This window comes from Mesorhizobium sp. WSM4810 (assembly GCF_055811235.1).
On sequence record NZ_JBVVQV010000011.1, the window covers coordinates 104,087 to 127,761 of the forward strand.

The 23,675-nt window shown below is 64.6% G+C and carries 20 protein-coding genes and 1 pseudogene; 9 read left to right on the top strand and 12 right to left on the bottom strand.

All coding sequences use genetic code 11. The annotated features are described in order from the left end of the window. Positions 1–10: 10 nt before the first annotated feature. The 7 genes from AC0L3O_RS17685 to AC0L3O_RS17715 all read left to right on the top strand — a co-directional run bounded on the left by AC0L3O_RS17685 (position 11) and on the right by AC0L3O_RS17715 (position 11,907). Positions 11–5,491 (top strand): alpha-2-macroglobulin family protein, encoded by a 5,481-nt coding sequence (locus tag AC0L3O_RS17685; RefSeq protein WP_473616176.1) that lies wholly within the window; start codon positions 11–13, stop codon positions 5,489–5,491. A gap of 22 nt (positions 5,492–5,513) precedes the next feature. Continuing rightward, positions 5,514–5,687: a hypothetical protein gene (locus AC0L3O_RS17690; protein ID WP_473616178.1), complete on the top strand. Its 174-nt coding sequence runs from the start codon at positions 5,514–5,516 to the stop codon at positions 5,685–5,687. Next, positions 5,684–7,789 carry a penicillin-binding protein 1C gene (pbpC, locus tag AC0L3O_RS17695; protein ID WP_473616179.1) on the top strand — a complete coding sequence of 702 codons (2,106 nt, stop codon included), beginning with the start codon at positions 5,684–5,686 and terminating at the stop codon, positions 7,787–7,789. The genes AC0L3O_RS17690 and pbpC overlap by 4 nt, the downstream gene beginning before the upstream one ends. 272 nt (positions 7,790–8,061) lie before the next feature. Further along, positions 8,062–9,090 carry a sulfate ABC transporter substrate-binding protein gene (locus tag AC0L3O_RS17700; RefSeq protein WP_473616180.1) on the top strand — a complete coding sequence of 343 codons (1,029 nt, stop codon included), beginning with the start codon at positions 8,062–8,064 and terminating at the stop codon, positions 9,088–9,090. A gap of 32 nt (positions 9,091–9,122) precedes the next feature. Then, positions 9,123–9,974 (top strand): sulfate ABC transporter permease subunit CysT, encoded by an 852-nt coding sequence (gene cysT / locus AC0L3O_RS17705; protein ID WP_473616181.1) that lies wholly within the window; start codon positions 9,123–9,125, stop codon positions 9,972–9,974. Then, a complete protein-coding gene (gene cysW, locus AC0L3O_RS17710) occupies positions 9,967–10,851 on the top strand; it encodes a sulfate ABC transporter permease subunit CysW (RefSeq protein ID WP_287291429.1) in 885 nt (294 codons plus the stop codon). Before cysT ends, cysW begins: the two co-directional genes overlap by 8 nt. 15 nt (positions 10,852–10,866) lie before the next feature. Next, on the top strand, positions 10,867–11,907 hold the full coding sequence (locus AC0L3O_RS17715; protein WP_128175126.1) for a sulfate/molybdate ABC transporter ATP-binding protein: 1,041 nt from the start codon (positions 10,867–10,869) through the stop codon (positions 11,905–11,907). Between the two features lie 18 nt (positions 11,908–11,925). On the opposite strand, the pseudogene AC0L3O_RS17720 reads toward AC0L3O_RS17715, so the two are convergent. After that, positions 11,926–12,045, bottom strand: a pseudogene (locus tag AC0L3O_RS17720) (type II toxin-antitoxin system VapC family toxin); the annotation flags it as partial. 61 nt (positions 12,046–12,106) lie between these two features. Further along, complete coding sequence (locus AC0L3O_RS17725; protein WP_236377161.1) at positions 12,107–12,379, bottom strand: antitoxin; 273 nt, start codon at positions 12,377–12,379, stop codon at positions 12,107–12,109. Positions 12,380–12,631: 252 nt separating this feature from the next. On the opposite strand from AC0L3O_RS17725, the gene AC0L3O_RS17730 reads away from it, so the two are divergent. Further along, entirely contained in the window at positions 12,632–13,618 is a 987-nt protein-coding gene (locus AC0L3O_RS17730) for a sulfate ABC transporter substrate-binding protein (RefSeq protein ID WP_473616183.1), read from the top strand. 250 nt (positions 13,619–13,868) lie between these two features. Continuing rightward, positions 13,869–14,318, top strand: coding sequence for an RrF2 family transcriptional regulator (locus tag AC0L3O_RS17735; protein ID WP_027154320.1), 450 nt, complete (start codon positions 13,869–13,871; stop codon positions 14,316–14,318). Positions 14,319–14,356: 38 nt separating this feature from the next. Here AC0L3O_RS17735 and AC0L3O_RS17740 read toward each other — a convergent pair whose 3' ends face one another. From AC0L3O_RS17740 to AC0L3O_RS17785, 10 genes are all read right to left on the bottom strand, one after another. Continuing rightward, positions 14,357–14,884: a gluconokinase gene (locus tag AC0L3O_RS17740; protein WP_473616184.1), complete on the bottom strand. Its 528-nt coding sequence runs from the start codon at positions 14,882–14,884 to the stop codon at positions 14,357–14,359. 29 nt (positions 14,885–14,913) lie between these two features. Beyond that, a complete protein-coding gene (locus AC0L3O_RS17745; RefSeq protein WP_023798663.1) occupies positions 14,914–15,900 on the bottom strand; it encodes an ABC transporter permease in 987 nt (328 codons plus the stop codon). Then, complete coding sequence (locus tag AC0L3O_RS17750) at positions 15,897–16,877, bottom strand: ABC transporter permease (protein WP_023798662.1); 981 nt, start codon at positions 16,875–16,877, stop codon at positions 15,897–15,899. The genes AC0L3O_RS17745 and AC0L3O_RS17750 overlap by 4 nt, the downstream gene beginning before the upstream one ends. Next, the gene (locus AC0L3O_RS17755) at positions 16,874–18,442 is read right to left on the bottom strand and encodes a sugar ABC transporter ATP-binding protein (RefSeq protein WP_473616186.1); all 1,569 of its coding nucleotides are present in this window, start codon (positions 18,440–18,442) and stop codon (positions 16,874–16,876) included. Before AC0L3O_RS17755 ends, AC0L3O_RS17750 begins: the two co-directional genes overlap by 4 nt. Before the next feature lie 70 nt (positions 18,443–18,512). Beyond that, positions 18,513–19,637: a sugar ABC transporter substrate-binding protein gene (locus tag AC0L3O_RS17760; protein ID WP_027154324.1), complete on the bottom strand. Its 1,125-nt coding sequence runs from the start codon at positions 19,635–19,637 to the stop codon at positions 18,513–18,515. 296 nt (positions 19,638–19,933) lie between these two features. Beyond that, the gene (gene gntR / locus AC0L3O_RS17765) at positions 19,934–20,962 is read right to left on the bottom strand and encodes an HTH-type transcriptional regulator GntR (protein ID WP_473616187.1); all 1,029 of its coding nucleotides are present in this window, start codon (positions 20,960–20,962) and stop codon (positions 19,934–19,936) included. Positions 20,963–21,202: 240 nt separating this feature from the next. After that, positions 21,203–21,424, bottom strand: coding sequence for a hypothetical protein (locus tag AC0L3O_RS17770; protein ID WP_287223539.1), 222 nt, complete (start codon positions 21,422–21,424; stop codon positions 21,203–21,205). 135 nt (positions 21,425–21,559) lie between these two features. Then, positions 21,560–21,970: an SRPBCC family protein gene (locus AC0L3O_RS17775; protein ID WP_023798657.1), complete on the bottom strand. Its 411-nt coding sequence runs from the start codon at positions 21,968–21,970 to the stop codon at positions 21,560–21,562. Beyond that, positions 21,967–22,290 (bottom strand): ArsR/SmtB family transcription factor, encoded by a 324-nt coding sequence (locus AC0L3O_RS17780; RefSeq protein WP_023798656.1) that lies wholly within the window; start codon positions 22,288–22,290, stop codon positions 21,967–21,969. Before AC0L3O_RS17780 ends, AC0L3O_RS17775 begins: the two co-directional genes overlap by 4 nt. A gap of 132 nt (positions 22,291–22,422) precedes the next feature. Then, the gene (locus AC0L3O_RS17785) at positions 22,423–23,655 is read right to left on the bottom strand and encodes an MFS transporter (protein ID WP_287223538.1); all 1,233 of its coding nucleotides are present in this window, start codon (positions 23,653–23,655) and stop codon (positions 22,423–22,425) included. Between the last annotated feature and the right edge of the window lie 20 nt (positions 23,656–23,675).

The following is a 23,675-nucleotide window of genomic DNA, read 5'->3' on the forward strand; positions in this document are numbered from 1 at the left end:
GAGGGGTGTCATGGCAATGCGCGCGGCTCGTGGTCTGTCGATTCTTTTTCTTCTCTTTTTCGCTTGGGGCAGTGTCGCGGAAGCGGCCGAAGCGCGCCGGGTGGTGACATCGGACAATTCCGATTATTTCGGCTTCGATCTCAGATCCGACCAGAACGTCAGCCTCGATCAGTGCACGACGACATGTCTCGGCGATCCCGCCTGCCGCGCCTTCACCTACAACCCCAAGGCCAAATGGTGTTTTCTCAAATCCGATTATAACACGCTGAAGCCCTTCAAGGGCGCCGTCGCCGGCAAGGTCGTCAACGTCGAAGGCGACCCCGACATCGGCGCGCCGCCGGCGCTCGCCTTCTTCCCCGCCTGGATGGCCGACCAGGCCCAGCAATACCGCAACAGGCTCACCGGCCCGGCCTACACCAAGCCCACCGAAGGACTGACGGCGCTGCGGGAGGCGGCAAGGCAAGCGTCGCAGACCGGCGACCACCGCTTGGCCGTTCAAAAATACGAGGCTTTGGTTTCGGTATTGCCCGACGATGGCCAACTCTGGCTTGAACTGGCGCGGGAAACACTTGCCGTGCAGCCGACCGCCAACAGCGCCGAGGCGTCGACCCTGCCGGCGAACGCCACCTCCGCCGGCTTCAACGCCTACAAATTGCTGCGCACCACAAAAACCCGTGCCGAAGCGCTGGCACTGCTTGGCGACGGGCTCGATCGCCGCGACCTCGCTCGGCCGGCGCTGCAGGCCTACGAAGCGAGCCTCGCGCTGGTCAGTTCGCCCTGGGTCACGGCCGCCTATCAGGACCTCAAGGCGCGCAAGGGATTCCGCGTCGTCGATCATACGGTCGACGCCGACACCAGCGCGCCACGCATCTGCGCGCAGTTTTCCGAAGACCTGGTCAAGACCGGCGTCGACTACGCGCAATTCGTCACCGTCGACAACGCCGCCCCCAAGGGCGTCGAGGCCAAGGACAAGCAGATCTGCGTCGAGGGGCTCGAGCACGGCCAGCATTACGACGTGACCTTCCGTCCCGGCCTGCCGGCCGCCATCGGCGAGGTGATCTCCACCCCGGTGGTGCTGTCGATCTATGTGCAGGACCGCGCCCCGTCCGCCCGTTTCACCGGCGACAGCTTCGTGCTGCCGGCCGGCGCGCGCCGCGGCATCCCGGTCGTCACCGTCAACATGAGCGCCGCCGAAATGAAGCTTTTTCGCATCGGCGATCGCTCGCTGACCCAGCTTCTGTCCGGCTACCAGTTCCTGCGCCAGCTTGACGGCTACGACATCTCCAACATTTCCGATCAGATGGGCGAGCCGGTTTGGCAGGGCCAACTCGACATCGCCAACGACCTGAACAAGGAAGTCACCACCTCCTTCCCGGTCGACGAGGCGCTGCCGCAACGCAAGCCCGGCGTCTATGTGCTGACCGCGCAACCGGTCGACGAGAACGACGACGACTATGATTCGCGCGCCACGCAATGGTTCGTCGTCTCCGATATCGGCCTGTCGACCTATACCGGGCAGGACGGGCTGAACGTCTTTGCCCGTTCGCTCGCAACCGCCAAGCCGATATCAGGTGCTGAACTGACGCTGCTGGCCAGGAACAACGAGATCCTCGGCACCGCGACCACGGACGCGGAAGGCCGCGCCGTCTTCAACCCTGGACTGACGCGCGGTGACGGCGGCATGGTGCCGGCCGTGCTGACAGCCAAGCAGGGTGACAGCGACTTCGTCTTCCTCGACATGGGCCGCGCCGGCTTCGATCTTTCCGATCGCGGCGTCACCGGGCGTCCGGCGCCGGGCGCGCTCGACGTCTATGCCTGGACCGAACGCGGCATCTACCGCGCCGGCGAGGACGTCCATGTCGCAGCACTTGCCCGCGACAGCGCCGCCAAGGCGGTCGAAAACCTGCCGCTGACCTTCATCTTCACCCGTCCCGACGGCGTCGAGAACCGCCGCATCGTCAGCGACGGCGCATCGGCCGGCGGCCATGCCGTCGACCTGCCGCTCGAACCCAACGCCATGCGCGGCACCTGGACGGTGGCGATCCACACCGACCCCAAGCAGGCGGCGGTCGCCAGCCAGATGTTTTTGGTCGAGGATTTCGTGCCGGATCGCATCGAGTTCGACCTGTCCTCCGACAAGCAGGAGATCGCGCAGGGCGAAACCGCCTACGTTACCGTCGACGGCCGCTTCCTTTATGGCGCGCCGGCCGCCGGGCTGGCGCTCGAAGGCGAACTGACGCTGTCGACCACCCGCGCCTGGGACCGCTTCAAGGGCTATTCCTTCGGCCTCGCCGACGAGCAGTCGGCAGAACCGTCAGTCACCCCGTTCACCGGCCTGCCGGTGGTCGGCGACGACGGCAAGGCGACCTTCCCGGTTTCCGTCGACCAGTTGCCCTCGACCACCAGGCTGGTCGACGCCAAGGTTACGGTCAGGATGCGCGAGACCGGCGGCCGCGCCGTCGAACGCTCGCTCAACATCGCCATCCGGCCGCAGGGCCAGATGATCGGCATCCGCCCGGATTTCGACGGTGACGAGGTGCCGCAAGGCGGCACGGCGAAGTTCGGCCTGATTGCCGTCGACCCCGACGGCAAGCGCGAGGCGCTGCAGGGCGCGCAATGGTCGCTGGTCAAGGTCGAACGCAATTACCAATGGTACCGCTCCAGCAATTCCTGGAATTATGAGCCGGTGACCTTCACCAAGTCGGTGGCCAGCGGCCAGGTCGACATGACCGCCGACGGCGAGGCCACCGTCTCGCTGCCGGTCGACTGGGGCCGCTACCGGCTCGAGATCGAGACGTCTGACCCGGAGGGCCCGGCGACCAGCTACGAGTTCGACGCCGGCTGGTATGTCAGCTCCACCACCACCGAAACGCCCGACGGCCTCGAAATCGCCCTCGACAAGGACAGCTATGCGGCCGGCGAAGTGGCCAAGCTCAAAGTGTCGCCGCATTTTGCCGGCGAGCTGCTCGTCACCATCGGCGCCGACAAGCTCTTGAAGACCGTCACCGCCAGCGTGCCGGCCGGCGGCAGCACCATCGACATCCCGGTCGGCGACGACTGGGGCGCCGGCGCCTATGTCACGGCAACGCTGTTCAGGCCGGGTGATGCGCAGGAAACCCGCATGCCGGCGCGCGCCATCGGCGTCAAATGGCTGAAGGTCGATCCGGGCTCGAAAAAACTCGCCGTCAGCCTGACGCCGCCGGACAAGACCATGCCGCGCCAGCAGCTGTCGATCCCGGTTTCGGTGGCCGGCGTGCAGCCGGGCGCCAACGCCTATGTCATGGTCGCGGCCGTCGACGTCGGCATCCTCAACCTGACCAACTACAAGGTGCCGGATCCGGAGACCTGGTTCTTCGGCCAGCGCATGCTCGGCCTTGAAGTACGCGACCTCTACGGCCGCCTGATCGACGGCTCGCTGGGCACGATCGGCAAGCTGCGCAGTGGCGGCGACGGCGCCAACATCCAGTCGCAAGGCAGCCCGCCGACCGAAAAGCTGGTCGCCTTCTTCTCGGGTCCGGTCCAGCTCGACGCCGACGGCAAGGCGCGGGTCGACTTCGACATCCCACAGTTCAACGGCACCGTGCGCGTCATGGCCGTTGCCTGGACCGAGGACCGGGTCGGCCACGCCCAGTCCGACGTGATCGTGCGCGATCCGGTGGTGATCACAGCCGGCCTGCCGCGCTTCCTGGCGCCCGGCGATTCGGCCGTCATGCGGCTCGACGTCACCGACGCCGACGGTCCGGAGGGCGACTATGCGCTGTCGATCGACACCACAGGCGATCTTTCGACCGGCAGTGCCGCCCTGCCCGAAAACCTGACACTGGCCAAGGGCAAGCGGCGGACGCTGACCGTGCCGCTGATCGCTGAGGCACCGGGCAACGCCTCGATCACCATCAAGCTCGCCCATGCCGACGGCACCGCTGTCGAGCAGACGCTCTATGTCCCGGTGCGCCCGGCGCAATTGCCGGTGACCACCCGCATGGTGGTCGACCTCAAGGGCAATGGCGGCTCGCTGCGCGTCGACAAGGAGCTCTTAGCGGCAAGCCTGCTCGACGGCGCTTCGGTCAGCGTCGGCGTTTCACAGGCGGCGGCGTTCGACGTGCCGTCGCTGCTGATGACGCTCGACCGCTACCCCTATGGCTGCGCCGAGCAGACCACCAGCCGCGCCATGCCGCTGCTCTATGTCAACGAGATGGCGTCGGGCGCCGGCATGGCCAGCGACGCCGATCTGCACGGCCGCATCCAGGACGCCATCTACAAGGTGCTGAGCTACCAGGCCTCGGCCGGCAGCTTCGGCCTGTGGGGCCCGGGCTCCGGCGATTTGTGGCTCGACGCCTATGTCACCGACTTCCTGACCCGGGCGCGCGAGCAGAAATACGACGTGCCGGCGCTGGCGATGAACCAGGCGCTGAGCAATCTGCAAAACGCGATCGGCTATGACCAGGACGTCAAGGATCGCGGCAGCGAGATCGCCTATGCGCTCTATGTGCTGGCCCGCAACAAGAAGGCCTCGATCGGCGATCTGCGCTACTATGCCGACACCCAGCTCGAAGCCTTTACCAGCCCGATGGCCGTCGCCCAACTGGCGGCGGGCCTGGCGCTCTATGGCGACACGCAGCGCTCGGAAGCCACCTTCCAGGCCGCCCTGCAACTGGCCAATTCGACCTCGGCATACGACCACTACAGGTCCGATTATGGCTCGCCGCTGCGTGACGGCGCGGCGATGCTGGCGCTTGCCGCCGAATCCAAGCCGGTGCCGACGATCGTGCCGGCGCTGATCAAGCGGGTGACGCAGGAACGCGCCGCCGTCAGATGGACCAGCACGCAGGATGAGTCCTGGATGCTGCTGGCGGCGCGTGCCCTGAAGGCCGGCAATGATGCGATCGCGCTGACCATCAATGGCGCGCCGCATGCCGGCGCCTATTCGAACCAGATCGCCGGCAGCGACATTGCCGACAGTCCGCTGACCGTCGCCAACACCGGCAGCAACCCGTTGCAGGCGGTCGTCACCACGGTGGCCTCGCCGATCCAGCCGCTGCCGGCCAGCGGCGACGGCTTCACCATCGGCCGCACCTACTACAAGCTCGACGGCACCGAAGCCAATGTCACGCAGGCGACCCAGAACGAACGCTATGTCGTCGTGCTCAGTATCTACGAGCAGAACAAATGGCCGTCGCGGCTGGTGATCACCGATCTGCTGCCGGCCGGCTTCGAGATCGATAATCCGGGCCTGGTTTCCAGCGCCCAATTGTCGAATTTTTCCTGGCTGGCCCAGACCGACGCCGCCCATCTCGAATTCCGCGACGACCGTTTCGTCGCCGCTTTCAATCCGAACGACGGCGAAGGCGACCGCAACATCACGCTCGCCTATGTCGTGCGTGCGGTGACGCCGGGCACCTATGCCCACCCGGCGGCAACCGTCGAGGACATGTACCGGCCGCAATATTCGGCCCGCACCGCAACCGGCATGATGGAGGTCAAGGCGCCGTAAGGCGGCGAACAGGAACATGGCGATGTCGCTGCCCCTCATTGCCCTGCCGGGCATTTCTCCCCGTAAAGAGATGGGGAGAAAGAAGCTTGCGCCGAAATTTTCGCCAAACTCGAACGCTGCTGAAAAGCCGCTGTGGGCCGTGATAGCCCCCTTCTCCCCGTCACTATACGGGGAGAAGGTGCCGGCAGGCGGATGAGGGGCAGCGCCGTGCTCTCCAAAAAATTCCTGCGCCGTTCAGCCATCGCCGCCGCCTCCCTCTCCGGCTTCGCAGCAATCGCGGCCGCCACCCTTTGGCAGCTCGACCGCGCCTTTCCGCCGCCGCTGCCGGCGGCGCTGACGGTATCGACCGAAGTCCAGGACCGCGACGGCCAGCTGTTGCGGGCCTTTGCCACGCCGGACGGCTATTGGCGGCTCGCCACCCGCCTCGATCAGGTCGACAGACAGTTCGTCGACATGCTGGTGACTTACGAGGACAAGCGCTTCTGGGATCATGAAGGTGTCGACGTGCTGGCGCTGGCCCGCGCCGCCGGCCAGTTCGCGACCAATGGCCGTATCGTCTCCGGCGGCTCGACGCTGTCGATGCAGCTCGCCCGGCTGACCGAACCGCGCGACAGCCGCAGCCTCGGCTCCAAGCTCAAGCAGCTGCTGCGCGCCCTGCAGATCGAGCGGCGGCTCAGCAAGCGCGAGATCCTCGAACGCTATCTGACGCTGGCGCCCTATGGCGGCAATCTCGAAGGCGTGCGCGCCGCCTCGCTGGCCTATTTCGGCAAGGAGCCGAAGCGGCTGGACGTCTCGGAGGCGGCGCTGCTCGTCGCGCTGCCGCAACTGCCGGAAAAGCGCCGGCCCGACCGCAACCTGGCAATCGCTCACGCCGCCCGCGACCGGGTGCTGACGCGCATGGTCGCATCAGGCCTGCTCGGCGAGCGCGAGGCCGCACGTGCCGCGCTCGACGATGTTCCCGCCAGCCGCCGCCCGCTGCCGGCGCTTGCCGCCCATGCCGCTTATGCAGTGCTGCCCCGGGCCGTCGCAGGCCACAAGCTGCGGCTGACGATCCGCAAGAGCGTCCAGGAGGGGCTGGAACAGGTGGCCAGGAATGCCGCCGCCAGGCTCGGCCCTCGCCTGTCCGTCGCCATGGTGCTGGCCGACGCCCGCACCGGCGACATCCTCGGCGAAGTCGGCTCTGCCGACCATTTCGACGCCAGCCGCTCCGGCTGGATCGACATGACCAGGATCGTCCGCTCGCCCGGTTCGACGCTAAAACCGTTCATCTACGGGCTCGCCTTCGAGCAGGGATTGGTGGCGCAGGAAACGCTGATCGACGACAGGCCGACGGATTTCTCCGGCTATCGGCCGAAGAATTTCGACATGGGCTATCAGGGCGACGTCAGCATCAGGCAGGCGCTGCAGCTGTCGCTCAACGTGCCGGCGATCAGTGTGCTCGACGCGGTCGGGCCGGCGCGGCTGCTCGCGCGCTTCCGGCAGGCCGGCGTCACGCCGATCCTGCCCGTCAACAAGGCGCCGGGTCTCGCCATCGGCCTTGGCGGCGTCGGCGTGACGCTGCGCGACCTCGTCCAGCTCTATGCCGGTCTCGCCAATGGCGGCAAGGCACACACGCTGCATGACGGCACCGAGCCGGCGAATGCCGAGCGCTCGACCGCTACCATCCTCGACGATCAGGCGAACTGGCAGATCACCGACATATTGTCGGGCGTCAAGCCGCCCGAGGGCGCCGCCCAGCGCGGCATCGCCTACAAGACCGGCACCTCCTACGGCTACCGCGATGCTTGGTCGGTCGGCTTCGACGGGCGCTACGTGCTGGGCGTCTGGGTCGGCCGCCCCGACGCCGGCGCGGTGCCCGGCCTGTCCGGCTATGCCTCGGCCGCACCGATCCTGTTCGAGGGCTTTGTCCGCTCCGGCCTGGCTGCCGTGCCGCTGCCGGGCCAGCCGGCCGGCGTCACCAGACCCAGGCGCGACGATCTGCCGGTGACATTGGCGCGCTTCGGTTCTGGCGCCGACGGCCTGGTCCAGGCGACGCCGACCGAGCCCGCGCCGACGATCATCTTTCCGCCCGACGGCGCCCACGTCGATCTCGGCGCCACCGCCGCCGACGCCACGCCGCTGGTGCTGAAGCTGCAAGGCGGCCGCGCCCCGTTCCGCTGGCTGGCCAACGGTAAGCCGCTGGTCGGCCTCGACCGGCGGCGCACCGCGACCTGGCAGCCGGACGGCGCCGGCTATTCGACCCTGACCGTGATCGACGCGGCCGGGCGCGCGGCCAGCGTGAAAGTGTTTGTTGAATAGAATGCGCCAAGCGATTCAGGGAATTGGCTTTCCATTAGGTCGGCGAGTAAGCAGGACACGCTCGACTCCTCAGGCCATTGCCGAGGCGCGACCTTTCTCTAGATAGATTGCTTCATGTGCCCGGATTCGGCACTGCAGCGTTGCGTGGAAAGAATTTCTTCGTGATGCCGAAAGCAGGCGAAAAATTGCTTCATAAGGCCAAAAAAAGCAACATTGAATGCATCTAATTTCTACCAATTCAGTAGATTGAGGTGATCTCAACGGAGGCGGAAATGACCAATCCTCATTTCAGGAAACTGCTCGGCGCACTGGTCGCCACATCTGTCCAGTTCGGCACGCTCGGTTTCGCGTTCGCCGATACCACCATCCTCAACGTGTCGTATGACCCGACGCGTGAGCTTTACAAGCAATTCGACGAGGCCTTCGCCGCCCACTGGAAGGCCGAGACCGGCGAGACGGTAACCGTCCAGCAGTCGCATGGCGGCTCGGGCGCGCAGGCCCGTGCCGTGATCGACGGCCTCGACGCCGACGTGGTGACGCTGGCGCTAGAAGGCGACATCAACGCCATCGTCGAGAAATCGAAGAAGATCAATCCCGACTGGCGGACCAAGTTCGAGAACAATTCGGCACCCTACACCTCGACCATCATCTTCCTCGTCCGCAAGGGCAACCCGAAAGGCATCAAAGACTGGGGCGATCTGGTCAAGGACGACGTCCAGGTGATCACGCCGAACCCCAAGACTTCGGGCGGCGCGCGCTGGAACTATCTCGCGGCCTGGGCCTATGCCAACGCCAAGGATGGCGGCGACGAGGCCAAGACCAAGGAATTCGTCGGCAATCTGTACTCTCATGTTCCGGTGCTCGACACCGGTGCGCGCGGCGCAACCGTGACCTTCGCGCAAAAAGGCCTCGGCGACGTGCTGCTGGCCTGGGAAAACGAGGCCTATCTGGCGCTCGACGAATTCGGCGCCGACAATTTCGATATCGTCTACCCGCCGACCTCGATCCTGGCCGAGCCGCCGGTCGCCGTGGTCGACGCCAATGTCGATGCCAAGGGCACGCGAAAAGTCGCCGAAGCCTATCTGAGCTACCTCTACTCCAAGGAAGGCCAGACGCTGATCGCCAAGAACCACTATCGCCCGTCGAAGCCGGATTTGGTACCGCCCGAGGACCTCGCGAAACTGCCTGAGATCAAGCTGATCACCGTCGACGATCCGCTTTTTGGCGGTTGGAAGAAAGCACAGCCTTACCATTTCGGCGACGGTGGTATATTCGACCAGATCTACAAGCCGGCCCAGTAGACCCAGTTAGCTAGACTCTAGATCAGGACGACATGACCACAGCACCCGCCAAGGCGGGGTGGCGGTTCAGACAGCCGAGCGTCATTCCGGGTTTCGGATTGACGCTCGGCTTCTCGCTTGCCTACCTCACGCTCATCATCCTCATTCCCCTGTCAGGGCTGATCTGGCGATCGGCTGCGCTTGGCTGGGCCGATTTCTGGGCGATCGCCACCGACCGCCGCACCATCAACGCGCTTGAAATCAGCTTTGGCACCGCCTTCATTGCCGCCATGGTCAATGTCGTCTTCGGCACGATCGTTGCCTGGGTGCTGGTGCGCTACAGCTTTCCTGGCCGCCGCATCGTCGATGCCATGGTCGACCTGCCCTTCGCCTTGCCGACGGCGGTCGCCGGCATCGCGCTGACCACGCTCTACGCGCCGAACGGCTGGCTTGGCAGCCTGCTGGCGCCGCTCGGCATCAAGGTCGCCTATACGCCGCTCGGCATCGTCATCGCGCTGATCTTCATCGGCCTGCCCTTTGTCGTGCGCACCGTCCAGCCGATCATGGAGGAGATCGACAAGGAGGTCGAGGAAGTGGCCGCCACGCTCGGCGCCAATCGCTTCCAGACCATCTCCCGGGTTCTGCTTCCGGGCCTGGCGCCGGCCATCGTCACCGGTTTCGCGCTGGCTTTCGCGCGCGGCGTCGGCGAGTACGGCTCCGTCATCTTCATCGCCGGCAACCTGCCCTACAAATCCGAGATCGCGCCGCTTCTGATCGTCATCCGGCTGGAGGAATACAATTATGCGGCGGCGACCGCGATCGCGGCGATCATGCTCGCTTTGTCGTTCGTGATGCTGCTGGTCATCAATCTGGTGCAGACGTGGAGCCGCAAGCGCTATGGCTGATCCGGAGATCAAATCCTACGCACCGCACCACGAAAGCCAGTCGGCGGCAGTGACCGAAAGCCGCCCGGCGAAAGCCGTGCTGATGATCGTGACCTTTGCCTTCCTCGGCATTTTCCTGCTGTTGCCGCTGATCGTCGTCTTCAACGAGGCTTTCGCAAAGGGTCTCGGTGCCTATACCGAGGCGCTGACCAACCCCGACACGCGCTCGGCGATCCACCTGACGCTGCTGGTGGCGGCGATCTCGGTGCCGCTCAACATCGTCTTCGGCGTCTCCGCCGCCTGGGCGATCGCCAAGTTCGAGTTCAAGGGCAAGGCCTTCCTGACCACGCTCATCGACCTGCCGTTTTCGGTCTCGCCGGTCATTTCTGGCCTAGTCTATGTGCTGTTGTTCGGCGCGCAAGGCCTGTTCGGCGCCTGGCTGAAGGCGCATGGCATCGTCATCCTGTTTGCCGTGCCGGGCATCGTGCTCGCCACCATCTTCGTCACCTTCCCGTTCGTCGCCCGCGAACTGATCCCCTTGATGCAGGAACAGGGCAATGGCGACGAGGAGGCGGCGCTGTCGCTCGGCGCCAATGGCTGGCAGGCGTTCTGGTACGTGACGCTGCCCAACGTCAAATGGGGGCTGCTCTACGGCGTCTTGTTGTGCAATGCCCGCGCCATGGGCGAGTTCGGCGCGGTCTCCGTCGTGTCGGGCCACATACGCGGACTGACCAACACCATGCCGCTGCATGTCGAAATCCTCTATAACGAATACAATGCCGCAGCCGCCTTCGCCGTCGCTTCACTGCTTGCGGGCCTGGCGCTGGTCACGCTGGTCTTGAAAACACTTCTCGAGATGCGCTACGGCGCCGAGCTCGCCGCGACGCGCGGACACTGAAAAAAGGGACGGTTGATGGAAGTTCGCGTTGCCAACGTGCGCAAGGAGTTTGAGCGGTTTCCGGCGCTCCACGACGTTTCGCTCGACATCAAGTCCGGCGAACTGATCGCGCTGCTCGGGCCGTCCGGCTCCGGCAAGACGACGCTGCTCAGGCTGATCGCCGGGCTGGAGCGGCCGACGAAAGGCAAGATCTTCTTTGGCGAGGAGGATGCGTCGCAAAAGTCGATCCAGCAGCGCAATGTCGGCTTCGTTTTCCAGCATTATGCGCTGTTTCGCCATATGACGGTCGCCGACAATATCGGCTTCGGCCTAAAAGTTCGGCACGGGCCGTCACGGCCGTCGGCGCAGGAAATCCGCCGCCGTGCCTCAGAGCTTCTCGACCTCGTTCAGCTTTCCGGCTTGGAAAAGCGCTATCCGGCGCAGCTTTCGGGCGGCCAGCGCCAGCGCGTGGCGCTGGCCCGCGCGATGGCGATCGAACCGGCCGTGCTTTTGCTGGACGAGCCGTTCGGCGCGCTCGACGCCCAAGTCCGCCGCGAATTGCGCCGCTGGCTGCGCGACATCCACGACGCCACCGGCCACACCACGGTCTTTGTCACCCATGACCAGGAAGAAGCGCTCGAGCTTGCCGACCGCGTCGTGGTGATGAGCCAGGGCAGCATCGAGCAGGTCGGCACCGCCGACGAAATCTACGACACGCCGAATTCGCCCTTTGTCTACGGCTTCATCGGTGAATCGAGCGCGCTTCCGGTCAAGGTCGAGGACGGCCAGGTCTGGATCGCCGATCGCCCGATCGGGCTGTCGGCGCCGCAGGCGCCGCGGGGCGAAGCAACGCTGTTCTTCCGCCCGCACGATGTCGACCTGGTGGACGAATGCAATGGCTGCATCGCCGGCACGGTCGCCGCCAGCCGCCGCGTCGCCGGCACCAGACGGGTGGAGCTCGAAATCGGCGGCGAGCGCCAGCGGGTCGAGATCGAGCTACCGGTCGACCATCCGGCGGCGCAGAAGAGCCGGGTAGCGTTCAGGCCGCGGCGCTGGAAGCTTTTTCCGGCTGCTTGATCCCCTTCCGGCGCTACTCAGCCAGTTCTCGACCTTCAGGCCCCTGATCCGGTTGAACTCTCCCATGTTGGCGGTTACCAGGGTGGTGTCCAGCGCGTAGGCGTGGGCAGCAATAAAAAGGTCGTTTTGGCCAATAGTTGCTCTGCCCGCCGGGTTTCGGATCATGTCGCTGACAAGTTGGTGTCCAGCATGAGCCGCATCAAAAAATTCTTTCGGATTTGACAGGCATATCGTCGGTTCCGGGGAAGTCGTCCTCGGGACCGAGCGGTGGCTCTTGCGCCCATTGCGCGAGCAGCGCCGAGAGGCCAGGTTTGCGGACCGGCTCGATGACCAGGCGGTCGCCTTCACGGCTGATCAAGACCTTTTCGCCGGGGAGTTCGAACTCGACAGGAATGCGCACCGCTTGGCTGCGATTGTTGCGAAACAGCTTCGCCTCTTTCGGCGGAGTCTTGGAATGGCGGCGCTGGGGCATAGCGATGGCTCCTTTGTTTATATCATTTGTAAAATGCCAGACAGTGTCGCGATGCAATCGTTTTGCCAACGCATGGGGACCGCTGCCCAGGTGCCTCGCAAGACTCGGGGTGAAAGAAAATCCTAGCAACGGCGTGGAATGGGAACATTTTTCTCGCGAGGGCGTGGTGAAGCCGCTCTGCGTGTCTCGTCGCCCACCATGCCTTGCCGCTATGGTTCGGCAATAAGCGCACTGCATCGGAGCCCTGTTTTCATGAAGCGATTTTTGCTTGGCGTCGCCACATTGGCCGGCCTGTTCCTCGCATCCTCCCAAGCCTGGTCGGCCGACAGACTGCTGAATGCGTCCTATGATGTCGGCCGCGAATTGTTTGCGCAGGTCAACAAGGCCTTCATCTCCGAGCACCCCGGCGTGGCCATCGATCAGTCGCATGCCGGGACGTCGGCGCAGGCACGTGCCATCGCCGAAGGCCTCGGCGCCGATGTCGTCACCTTCAACCAGGTCCTCGACATCGACTTCCTGGTCTCGAAGGGGCTTATCTCCGCGGACTGGCAGAGGGACTTCCCCGACAACGCCTCGCCTTTCTATTCGCTGCCGTCCTTTTTGGTGCGCGCCGGCAACCCGAAGAACATCAAGGATTGGAACGATCTCGTGCGCGACGACGTCCAGGTGATCTTCCCCAACCCGAAAACGTCGGGCAATGCGCGCTACACCTATCTCGCGGCCACCGCCTACGCCAAGGAGGCCTTCAAGGGCGACGACGCCAAGGTCAAGGAATTCGTCACCAAGCTGTTCAACAACGTGCCGATCTTCGATTCTGGCGGGCGCGCCGCCACCACCACCTTCGTGCAGCGCGAAATCGGCGACGTGCTGATCACCTTCGAGTCGGAAACGCGCGGCGTCCGCAGGGAGTATGGCGATGACAAGTTCGAGCAGGTGACGCCTTCGGTCAGCCTGCTGGCGGAGTTTCCGGTGGCGATCGTCGACACGGTCGCCGACGAGCATGGCACGCGTGACCTCGCCAAGACCTACCTCGACTTCCTCTACACGCCGCAGGGCCAGGACATCGCCGCCCGCAACGGCCTGCGGGCTCGCGACGCGGCGGTCGCCGCCAAATACAAGGCCGAGTTTCCCGATGTCCGGCTGCTGACGGTCGAAGATGTCTTCGGCGGCTGGGCCAAGGTCCAGGCCGAGCACTTTGCTGCCGGCGGACTGCTCGACCAGACCTATGGCAGCCGCTGAGCCAAGCGATCTTCGAAATTGATAGAAAGCCGGCTTTGCCGGCTTTCTTCGTTTTTCGCGCTCCGGACAGGTGATTTCCCGCACGTTCCCAGCGCGCCGTCCAAAACGTCACGAACAATCAACGTGTTTGTGCCTACTGTGCCCTCGGACGGCTTGTTTCGCGAAACTGCATCGCGCGACAAAACGTCATGATTTGCACACAAACAACCGCCAGATGCGGGCGGTTGGGGTTTTCATGAACTGAATCGGCATGCTTACCAAAAAAGGCAAATACGGCCTCAAGGCCCTCGTGCATCTGTCAGGCTTGCCGGTCGGCCAGCTGGCGTTCGTCAACGACATTGCCGTCGCCAACAACATCCCGAAGAAATTCCTGGATGCCATTCTGGGCGAATTGCGCAATGCCGGCTTCGTCCAGAGCCGCAAGGGCAAGGAAGGCGGCTATCGCCTCGCCCGCCCGGCCTCCGAGATCAAGATCGGCCATGTCGTGCGCGTCCTCGACGGGCCGCTGGCGCCGATCCCTTGCGCCAGCCGTACCCAATATCAGCGCTGCGATGATTGCGACGAGGCGACATGCCAGGTCCGGAACATGATGCTGGAGGTACGCCATGCGATCGCCGAGGTGCTGGACAATCGCAGCCTCGCCGCCATGCGCGACGCCGACAATGACGATTTTCCAGTCGAACTGACGTCACAGATCTGATCTGGCGTCTTGAAGCAATATCCGCGCCGGCGACCCCCTCATGAATCCGGCTCGAACAGGCTTATGACGTCGGCGACAATGTCGGCGATCGGGCGCGTTGCATCGAGCGTCAATACATTCTCGTCGGCTGCCGGCGGTTCGAGCGTGGCGAACTGGCTGTCGACCAGGCTTGCCGGCATGAAATGCCCCTGGCGGGAGCCGACACGCTGCTTTGCCGTCGCCGGATCGATTTCCAAGTAGAGGAACAAAATGTCCTGGCAAAAGCCGCGCAGACGCTCGCGATAACTGCGCTTGAGCGCCGAGCAGGCGGCGACGACGCTCTGCCCATCCCCGACCGGTCCTGCAATGCGCCGGCCGATCGCGTCGAGCCAGCCTTCGCGCAATGCGTCGGTCAGCGGCTCACCGCTTGCCATGCGCGCGACATTTTCCGGTGGATGCAGCCTGTCGCCCTCGACGAAGACAGCGCCCAATGCCGCCGCCAGCGCTTCGCCGACGGCCGACTTGCCACAGCCGGCAACGCCCATCACCACGACGGCCAGTGCGGGCCGAATGCGATCGCTCTGCATTTGTGCTGTCTTTTCGTCCACGATGCGGGTCAGCGGCTGGCCGGCGCGCGGCCGTAAAGCAGGAGCATGGCGACGATGACGACGCCATAGATGATTTGCCGCCCCGCCTCCGGCATCTGCATGACCGAAAGAATGGATTGCAAAAGCGTGATCAGGATGACGCCCGCGACCGTGCCGAGATAGGAGCCGCGGCCGCCGAGGATCGAGGTGCCGCCAAGCACCACCGCAGCGATCGACGGCAGCAGATAGGCGTCGCCCATCGACTGCGCCGCCTTGGAGGCATAGCCGGCCAGAAGCACGCCGCCGAAGGCGGAGAGTCCGCCGGATACGGCGAAGGCGATCAGCACCACGCGCCGCGTGTCGATGCCGGAAAGGTAGGCGGCGCGCTCGCGGTTGCCGATGCCGTAGACCGTGCGGCCGAAGCCGGTGCGGGTCAGCACGAAAACCATCGCAGCACCGATCAGCGCCCAGATGACGACGGCGTTGGGCACGCCCGGAATGGCAAAGCCGGTCGCCAGATAGCGCATCGCCCGGGTCGCCGAATCCTGTGGCGAGAAGCCGCCGGTATAGACCACCATCAGCCCTTGCGCGACGGCATTGGTGGCGAGCGTGATGATCATCGAGGGAATGCGCAGATAAGCGACGCCAATGCCGTTGACGATGCCGATCGCGACGCCGCAGAAAATGCCGAACGGGATCGCCAGCGCCACGCCGAGCGGGCCGTAGGCGGCGGCCGCACAGGCCATCATCGCGCCCGTCGCCACCGACCACGGCACCGACAGGTCGATCTGGCCAAGCAGGATGACCAGCATCATGCCGGTGGCGATGACGCCGAGAAACGACGCCACCTTGAGCTGCTGCAGCAGATATTCCGGCGACAGGAAGCTGCGCGAGTAAAGGCTGCCGACAAACAGCAGCAGCACGATGCAGGCAAAGGCGGTCAGCACCGCAGGGTCGGCGCGGCGGATGAATTTCGGCATGCGGCCGGCGATGCCGGCGATGGTCGTTTCGCTCACAGGAACCACTCCAGCCGGTTGCGGACCCTGAACAGGGCGAAGGCGCCGAGGCTGACGGCGATCAGCAGGATGACGCCCTGGAACAGCGGCTGCCAGAGCGGATCGAAATCGAAGACGAAGAGCAGGTCGCCGATGGTGCGGAAGGCAAGCGCGCCGAAAATCGCGCCGATGGCGCTGCCCTTGCCGCCGAACAATGAGACGCCGCCGAGCACCACGGCGGCGATCGAGAACAGCGTATAGGCATTGCCGCTGGCATAGGCCGCCTCGCCCGTATAGGTGAAGAAGGTCAGGAACAGCCCGCCGATCGCGGCGAGCAGGCCGGCCAGCGCATAGGCGGCGAATTTTCCCCGGCGGATCGGCACGCCGGACATGTAGGCTGCCATCTCCGACGATCCGGCCGCGTAAGCGGCGCGGCCGAGCACCGACCGGCTGAACGGCACCCAGACGACAAGCACGATGGCCAGCAGCGCCACCAGGCTCGCCGGCACCACGCCGAACAGCCGCCCGGTCAGCGCGTCGGCAAGATCCTCGTTGACCGAACCGCCCGGGAACGGTCGCAGCAGCAGCGCGATGCCAAAATAGACCGCGCCGGTGGCGATGGTGGTGACGATCGGCTGCAGCCGTCCGTAGATGACGATTGCGCCGTTGATCGCCCCGCACAGCAGTCCGGTGCCGAGCACCGCGACGACACCGAACGCGGTCTCGATGCCGGTGCCGATGACCAGCCATGAGGCCAGGCAATTGGTCAGCAGAAAGATCATGCCGACGGAAAGGTCGATGCCGGCGGTGATCACCACCAGCGTCTGCGCCATGGCGACGAAGGCAAGCAGCACGCCTTTGTTGGAAGCCGTCTGCACGACATTGGCGGTAAAGCCGGCCGGATGGTTCGAGGTGTAGATCGTGAACATCACGATGAAGATACCGAACGCCAGCAGCGTTCCGCGTTGTTCGGCAAGCCAGTAGCGCCAATCCTTCACGCGTCTGCTCCTCGGGCTGGCGTCTTCGCCATGCCCCTGACGGGCATCTCTTCGCCATGGATGTTGAGCGCGCTGGCGATCAGCGCCCGCTCGGTGATCTCGGCGCCGACCAGCTCGCGCTTGACCGCTCCGTCATAGAGCACCAGCACCCGGTCGCAGCAGCCGATCAGCTCGTCATAGTCGGTCGAGTAAAACAGGATCGCCGCGCCCTGGTCGGCAAGCTTGCGCATCAGCTGATACAGTTCCTGCTTGGTGCCGACGTCGATGCCGCGCGTCGGGTCGTTGAGCAGGATGATGCGCGGTTGCCGCATCAGCCATTTGGCGATGACCACCTTCTGCTGGTTGCCGCCGGACAGCGCGCCGACCGGGATGTCGAGGCCGGCCGTCTTGATCGCCAGCAGGGCGACCATGTCGTCGATCAGCCGCTGCTCGGCGGCACGGTCGATGATGCCGGCCCTGGATAATCGGTCGAGTGCGGCAAAGGAGAGGTTTTCGCGCACCGTCATCGGAAGCATCAGGCCTTCGGTCTTGCGGTCCTCCGGGATCAGCGCCATGCCGATCCGGTCACCGCGGGCCTTGGCCGGGCTGGCGATCGCCACCGGTTTGCCGTCGATCAGTATCTGGCCGCTGAGGCCGCGCAGCACGCCGAAGAAGGCGAGCAGCAATTCCCGCTGGCCCTGGCCGTCGAGACCGCCGAGGCCGACGACCTCGCCTGCCCCGACCGTGAGCGAGATATTGTCCAGCCGGTCGGTCCACGACAGTTTTCGCGCCTCAAGCACCGGAGCGGTCATAGCCGGGGCGCGCACCGGCTTCGGTGGAAAAATATGGCTGTATTCGCGGCCGATCATCAGCTCGACGACTTCATTGTCGCTCTTCGAGCCCGCAGCATAGCTGGCGACGTTGCGGCCGTTGCGGTACACCGTGCACTGGTCGGCCAGTTCCGCGATCTCGTTCATCCGATGCGAGATGTAGAGCAGCGCCAGCCCTTCCGAGCGCAGCCGCTTCAAGACGCCAAAGATCTTGGCGACGTCGGCCGCGGTCAACGCCGAGGTCGCCTCGTCGAGGATCAGGATGCGCGGCTTCCTGGCAAGTGCTTTGGCGATCTCGACCATCTGCCGTCTTGAAAGCGGAAGGTCCTTGACCAGCGCCAGTGGGTGGATGTCGGCGGCGCCTGCACGAGCCAGGGCTTCCTCCGCGATGCGCCGCTGCGCCTTGCGGTCGATCATGCCGAAGCGTTTCGGCGGATCGGAAATGACGATGTTGTCAGCGACGCTGAGTTCGGGGACGAGCGACAATTCCTGGAAGATGCAGACGATGCCGGCCTGGTTGGCCGCGGCCGGCGACGCGAAGCTCACCTCGCTTCCGTCCAGCATCATGCGGCCTTCGTCAGGCGCGACGACGCCGGCCATGACCTTGATCAGCGTCGATTTGCCGGCGCCGTTTTCGCCGAGGATGGCGTGGATGCTGCCTGGCGTGACCGAAAGCTCGGCCTTTTCCAGCGCCCGCACACCGCCATAGCGCTTGGATATGCCCTCCATGCGGAAGAGCGGAACCGCACCGTCCATCGGCCCCTCCCAAGGCGCTTGTTCATCGGGACTGGCGCCGCGTAATATCCCGCGGCGCCGAGCGATCAGCCTACTGGTTCTCCTTGCTCTGGCCCATGATTTCCTGCGCGGTGAAATTGATGCCGCAGGTCGGGAAGGAATTGCCGACGAAGAAATTGTCGGACTGGTCGGGGAAATAGTCCTCGCCCTCCTTGAAGTTCGGATCCTCGACGATCGCCAGCGGCAGCTTCACCGCCTGCGGGACGACCTGGCCTTCGAGCGCGGCGATCGCCGTCTTGATGGCGACCGCCACCTGGGCGGGTCCGGTTCCGGCCGACGAGCATTTCAGCCCTTCTGAGGCAAACTTGGCGCAGAATTTGCGAAAGCCATTCTCCGTTTCGCCGCCGAACGGCACGAACGGATGCTTGGCGTCGATCATCGCCTGGACGATGCCGGTGTCGCCGCCCTGCCCGGTGACGCCGTCGAAGGGACCGTTGGTGGCGATCGCGTCGGCCGTAGCCTTTTGCGCGACGCCGTCGTCCCATTTGCCGACGACTTCGGTGACCTCCCACTTCTTGCCGGAAGCGTCGAGGGCCTCATGGATGCCGTTGTGGCGGTCGGTGTCGACCGACGTGCCGGCAACGCCGCGCACCTCGAGGAGCTTGCCGCCATTGGGGATATGCTTGATCAGCCAGTTGGCCCACAATTCGCCAAGGCCTTTCTGGTCGACATTGACGTTGATGGCGTCCTTGGTGTCGAGGATGTTGTCGAAGGCGACCAGCACGACGCCGGCTTGCTTGGCGCGCTTGATGACCGGACCGAACGCCGTCGGATTCTGCGCGTTGACGACGATCGCGTCATAGCCGGAATCGATGAAATTGTTGATCGCCGAAATCTGCGCCGGCACATCTTCGCCGGTCGAGACGACCTTGAATTCCTTGAGTTTGGCCGCGACCTCCGGCTGCGCCGCATAGGCTTTTGCCGTCTGCACCATCTGGATGCGCCAGGTGTTGGCGATGTAGCCATTGGCGAGCGCGATGCGGTACGGGCCTTCCTTCTTGGGGAACTTGAAGAACTGCGTGTCGGCGGCCCATGGCGCGAAGCATTCCGGCTCGGCGGATGGGCCTGCGACGATTTCGGGTTCGGCGAGCGCCGACGAACTCAGCATGACGAATGCAGTGGCGGCGACGACGCCACCTACGAGTGACTTGATCATCGATATTCCTCCCAGTTGCAGTTTCTGATTGTTCTACGCGTCTCGCGTGCCTGGCTCGGCACCTCCTGCCTTGCCGTCGCGCTTTCAGGGTGGCCGAATGCCAACCCGATCTCCTCCCTCGTGGCTCAGTAAACCGGAATAAAAACTATCATATTATACATAATAAACAAGCATCAGCTGTCGCTTATATATAATAAACAGACTTTCGCTGTTTTCGCGAGCTTTCGCCTAGAGTTAACTGGTAGCGCTACCATGACGTCGAGTAAAGCGGCATTTTGCGATGCCTGCAAGCGCTTTCAGCGGGCAGTGCTCTCACGGCATTTGAGTTCGAAGCCGAGATCGACGACCGGGTCTTGCGGCCGCTTGCCTGCAATCGCCGCGAGCGCCATGGCGACGGACAGCCGGCCGATCTCGTAGCGAGGCGTCCGGACGCTGGTGACGGAGGGGAAAGCCACTTCCATCATGTCGAGATCGTTGAAGCCTGTGATGCCGATCGTCTTCGGCACGGCGATCGAGGCGCGGTGGCACTCGAACAGCGCGCCGAGCGCGATGTCGTCATTGTTGCAAAAAACCCCGTCCAGCGTCGGCATCTTGGCCAGCGCGTCGCGAAACAATTCGCGCCCGAGCGTCACGCTGGACGGCACTGGCGTGGTGGTGACAAGCCGCGCGTCGAACAGGCCGGCCGCCTCCATCGCCGCGCGATAGCCGGCCAGACGCCGCTGCGAGCGCGGGTCCATGCGCGCGCCGATGAAGCCGATGCGGCGATAGCCCATTTCGATCATGTGCTCCGTCGCCGCCCTGCCGCCGTCGAAATGCGAGAAGCCGACCATCATGTCGACCGGATCGGGCCCGGTTTCCATGACCTGCACCACTGGGCAGCCGGCCGTCTCGAGCAATCGTCGCGAAATTGGCGTCTGGTCGATGCCCGCCACGATCAGCGCCGCCGGGCGCTGCGGGCCGAACACCTGCAGCAGCCGTTCCTCCTCGAGGCCGGAATAATGGGTGTTGCCGAACTGGATGCGGTAGGAACTGTCCGACAGGCTGTCATAGATGCCGCGCAGCACTTCGGCAAAGACGCTGTTGGTGAGCGACGGCACCAGCACGCCAAAGACCTCGGCGCGCGCCGAAGCCAATGCTCGCGCGTTCGGGTCGGGCAGATAGCCGAGCTCATCGACAGCAGCCTGGATCTGGCGGCGCAGATCCTCCGAAACGCGCTCCGGCTCGCGCAAGGCGCGGGAGACGGTGATGGCGCCGACGCCGGCCTTGCGCGCGACATCGGCGATCGTCGGACGGCCGCCGCCGCGGCGCGAGCGCGGTTTGGTCATAGCCTTGTCCCGAACGCGGCGCTCTCGCCGAAGCGCGGCTGCGAAATGCTGTTCAGCGTCTTTGCCACTGTCGCCATGCCAACCCGACTTGCCGCACCCGACTTGCCACACCCGTCTGGCGTCGCGCAGCCTTACCCCATTGTCAAGCGAACCGGGCAGGACAGCTACCCGAACTCGGGCATTTGAATTTCGGCTGTGGGTGGGTTCGCGTGCGTCTTGTCGTCCACCGTGCTCAGGCTTCTACGCCGTGCGTCGTCCGCTGCGCCAGTTCGTGGCATAGGGCAACGCGAACAGATAGAGACCGCTGAGCATGAGCAAGGCGAGCGGGATCAGCGGCATGAGATATACCCAGTAGGCGGGCTCGACACCTACCCCCAGGGTGATGAAGATGGCAGCGACGACCGCCGTAAAAATGATCGACAGCCAGCGGTGGAATTGCCGAATCCACGCGTTCCAGTTCATTTGGGACCTCCTCTGAAGACGAGTTGAAGCGGATCGGGCGACCCGCTTGGCGGCTTTTTTTGCTACCTTGTTTCGTTGACAGATTTCTTGTTGGGCATTGGGTTTCGCCCGCAGATGCCTATGGCGCCGGCACGGCTATTCTATCCGCGCCAGGACCTGCTCCAGCTTCGCAAAGAACCGCTGCCATCCGTGTTGGGCGCCCTGATAGTACTGCTGCTGATCCGGCCGGAAGCCCAACTGCTCCATGCGCAGATGGGTCCCCGTGCTCGTAGGGGTGAGCGTCCACGTGACGACGCTCCTGAGATCCTTGGTATCCCACGTGTAAGACAGCGTCTTGTTGGGCTCGACTGCCTGGACCTGACAGTCGACCGTCCCCCAGTCCGCGCTCAGATTGAAACGGTGCCCCTCGTCTGGCTTGAAATCGTTCTTCATCAGCCACTCCTCGATCAAATGTGATTGGGTGAGCGCGCGCCAGATCTTTTCCGGCGGAAAAGCGACCTCCCGTTCAACAATGACGGCGCGCGTTTCGGTCTCGGTATTGGTCATTGGTCCATCCTTTTGAGCAGATCTTCGAGGTTGTCGAACCGGCTTTGCCAGAACCCAGCCATTTGGTTTGTCCAGTCGATCAGCGGCGCCAAGGCGCCAAGCTCCGCGCTGTAGTGCGTGTTGCGGCCTTCGTGGCGATCGCGCACCAACCCGGCCTGCTTCAGCACCCCAAGATGCTTTGACACGGCCGGTTGCGAGACCCCGGCCCGAGCGGTCAGGGCCGCGACGGTCTGGTCTCCGTCGCGACACAGCCGCTCGAAGATGGCCCGTCGCGTCGGATCGGCAAGCGTTTTGAAGAGGATCTCATGGGGCTGTGACATCGCGATCGATAACTCGCTGGCTATTGGAAACCAATAACCGCCGAGATATGTAAAAGTCAAGCAGGAACCTGGCCGGCATCCGCGTCACAGGGCCACTGCCATGTCATCGCTCCGGCCAGCGGAGGTCAGTGCTCAGGCCATCACCGCGGCGCTGCGCCGTGCCTTCCACAGCAGCAGCACCATGGCCGCTACGTTCAGCAGGTTCCAGGCGATGCCGTTGAGGAACGCGGCGGCGTAGGAGCCGGTCAGATCGTAGATCCAGCCCGACATCCAGCCGCCGATCGCCATGCCGAAGATCGTTGCCATGATTACGATTCCGACGCGCTGGCCGGCCTCTTTGGCGGGCATGTATTCGCGCACGATGATGGCATAGCAGGGCACGATGCCGCCCTGCGACAGGCCGAAGACCAGCGAGACGACGTAAAGCGACGCGAGCCCGTCGAAGGGGATGTAGAACAACAGCGACAGGGCTTGCAGCACCGAGCCGATCAGCAGGGTTTTCACGCCGCCGATGCGATCGGCGAGGAAGCCGGACGCCAGCCGGCTGACGACGCCCGCCGCCATCATGATCGACAGCATGTCGGCGCCTCGCGCCACGCCGTAGCCGAGATCCATGCAATAGGCGACGATATGGACCTGCGGCATCGACATCGCCACGCAGCAGCCAAGGCCGGCGACGACGAGCAGCACCTGCAGCGCTGCCGGTGACAGCGAGATCGGCTGGACCGGACGGCTGCCGGGTGAACCGGGAGCGGCGGCATGCGGTGCGCCGCGCCTGAGCAGCAGGATCAGCGGCAGCATGGTGGCGAGGCAGACGACGCCGATCGCGGCATAGGTGAAGCGCCAGCCCTCGCTCTGCATGACGTAGGGCATTGCCAACGGCCAGATCACCCCGGCGAGATAGCTGCCGGCGGCGGCAGCCGTCACCGCGACGCCGCGGCGGCGGTTGAACCAGTGCGAGATGTCGGCGATCAGCGGTCCAAAAATCGCCGACGTGCCGACGCCGATCAAAAGCCCCTGGACAAGGGTGAACTGCAGGATCGAAGTGGTCAGCGACGCCAGCAGGAACCCGGTACCGAGCGTCACCGAGGCAATGAGCGCCGGTATCCAGTAGCCGATGCGGTCGATGGCGCGGCCGACCAGCACATTGCCGACGGCGAAGCCGATCATGGTCGCGGTATAGGGCGTCGAAGCGGCGGCGCGATCGACGCCGAATTCGGCCTGCATGGCGGGGAGCACCACGACCACCGCCCACATGCCGACACCGCCGATCGTCGCCAGCAGCATCGAGATGCCGAGCCGCAGCCAGGCATAGGCGCTGTCTATGCCGGGGCTGCTTGCCTGGCTGGAGGCGGTTGTGGTCAAGGCGTTTCCTGTCCGCGATT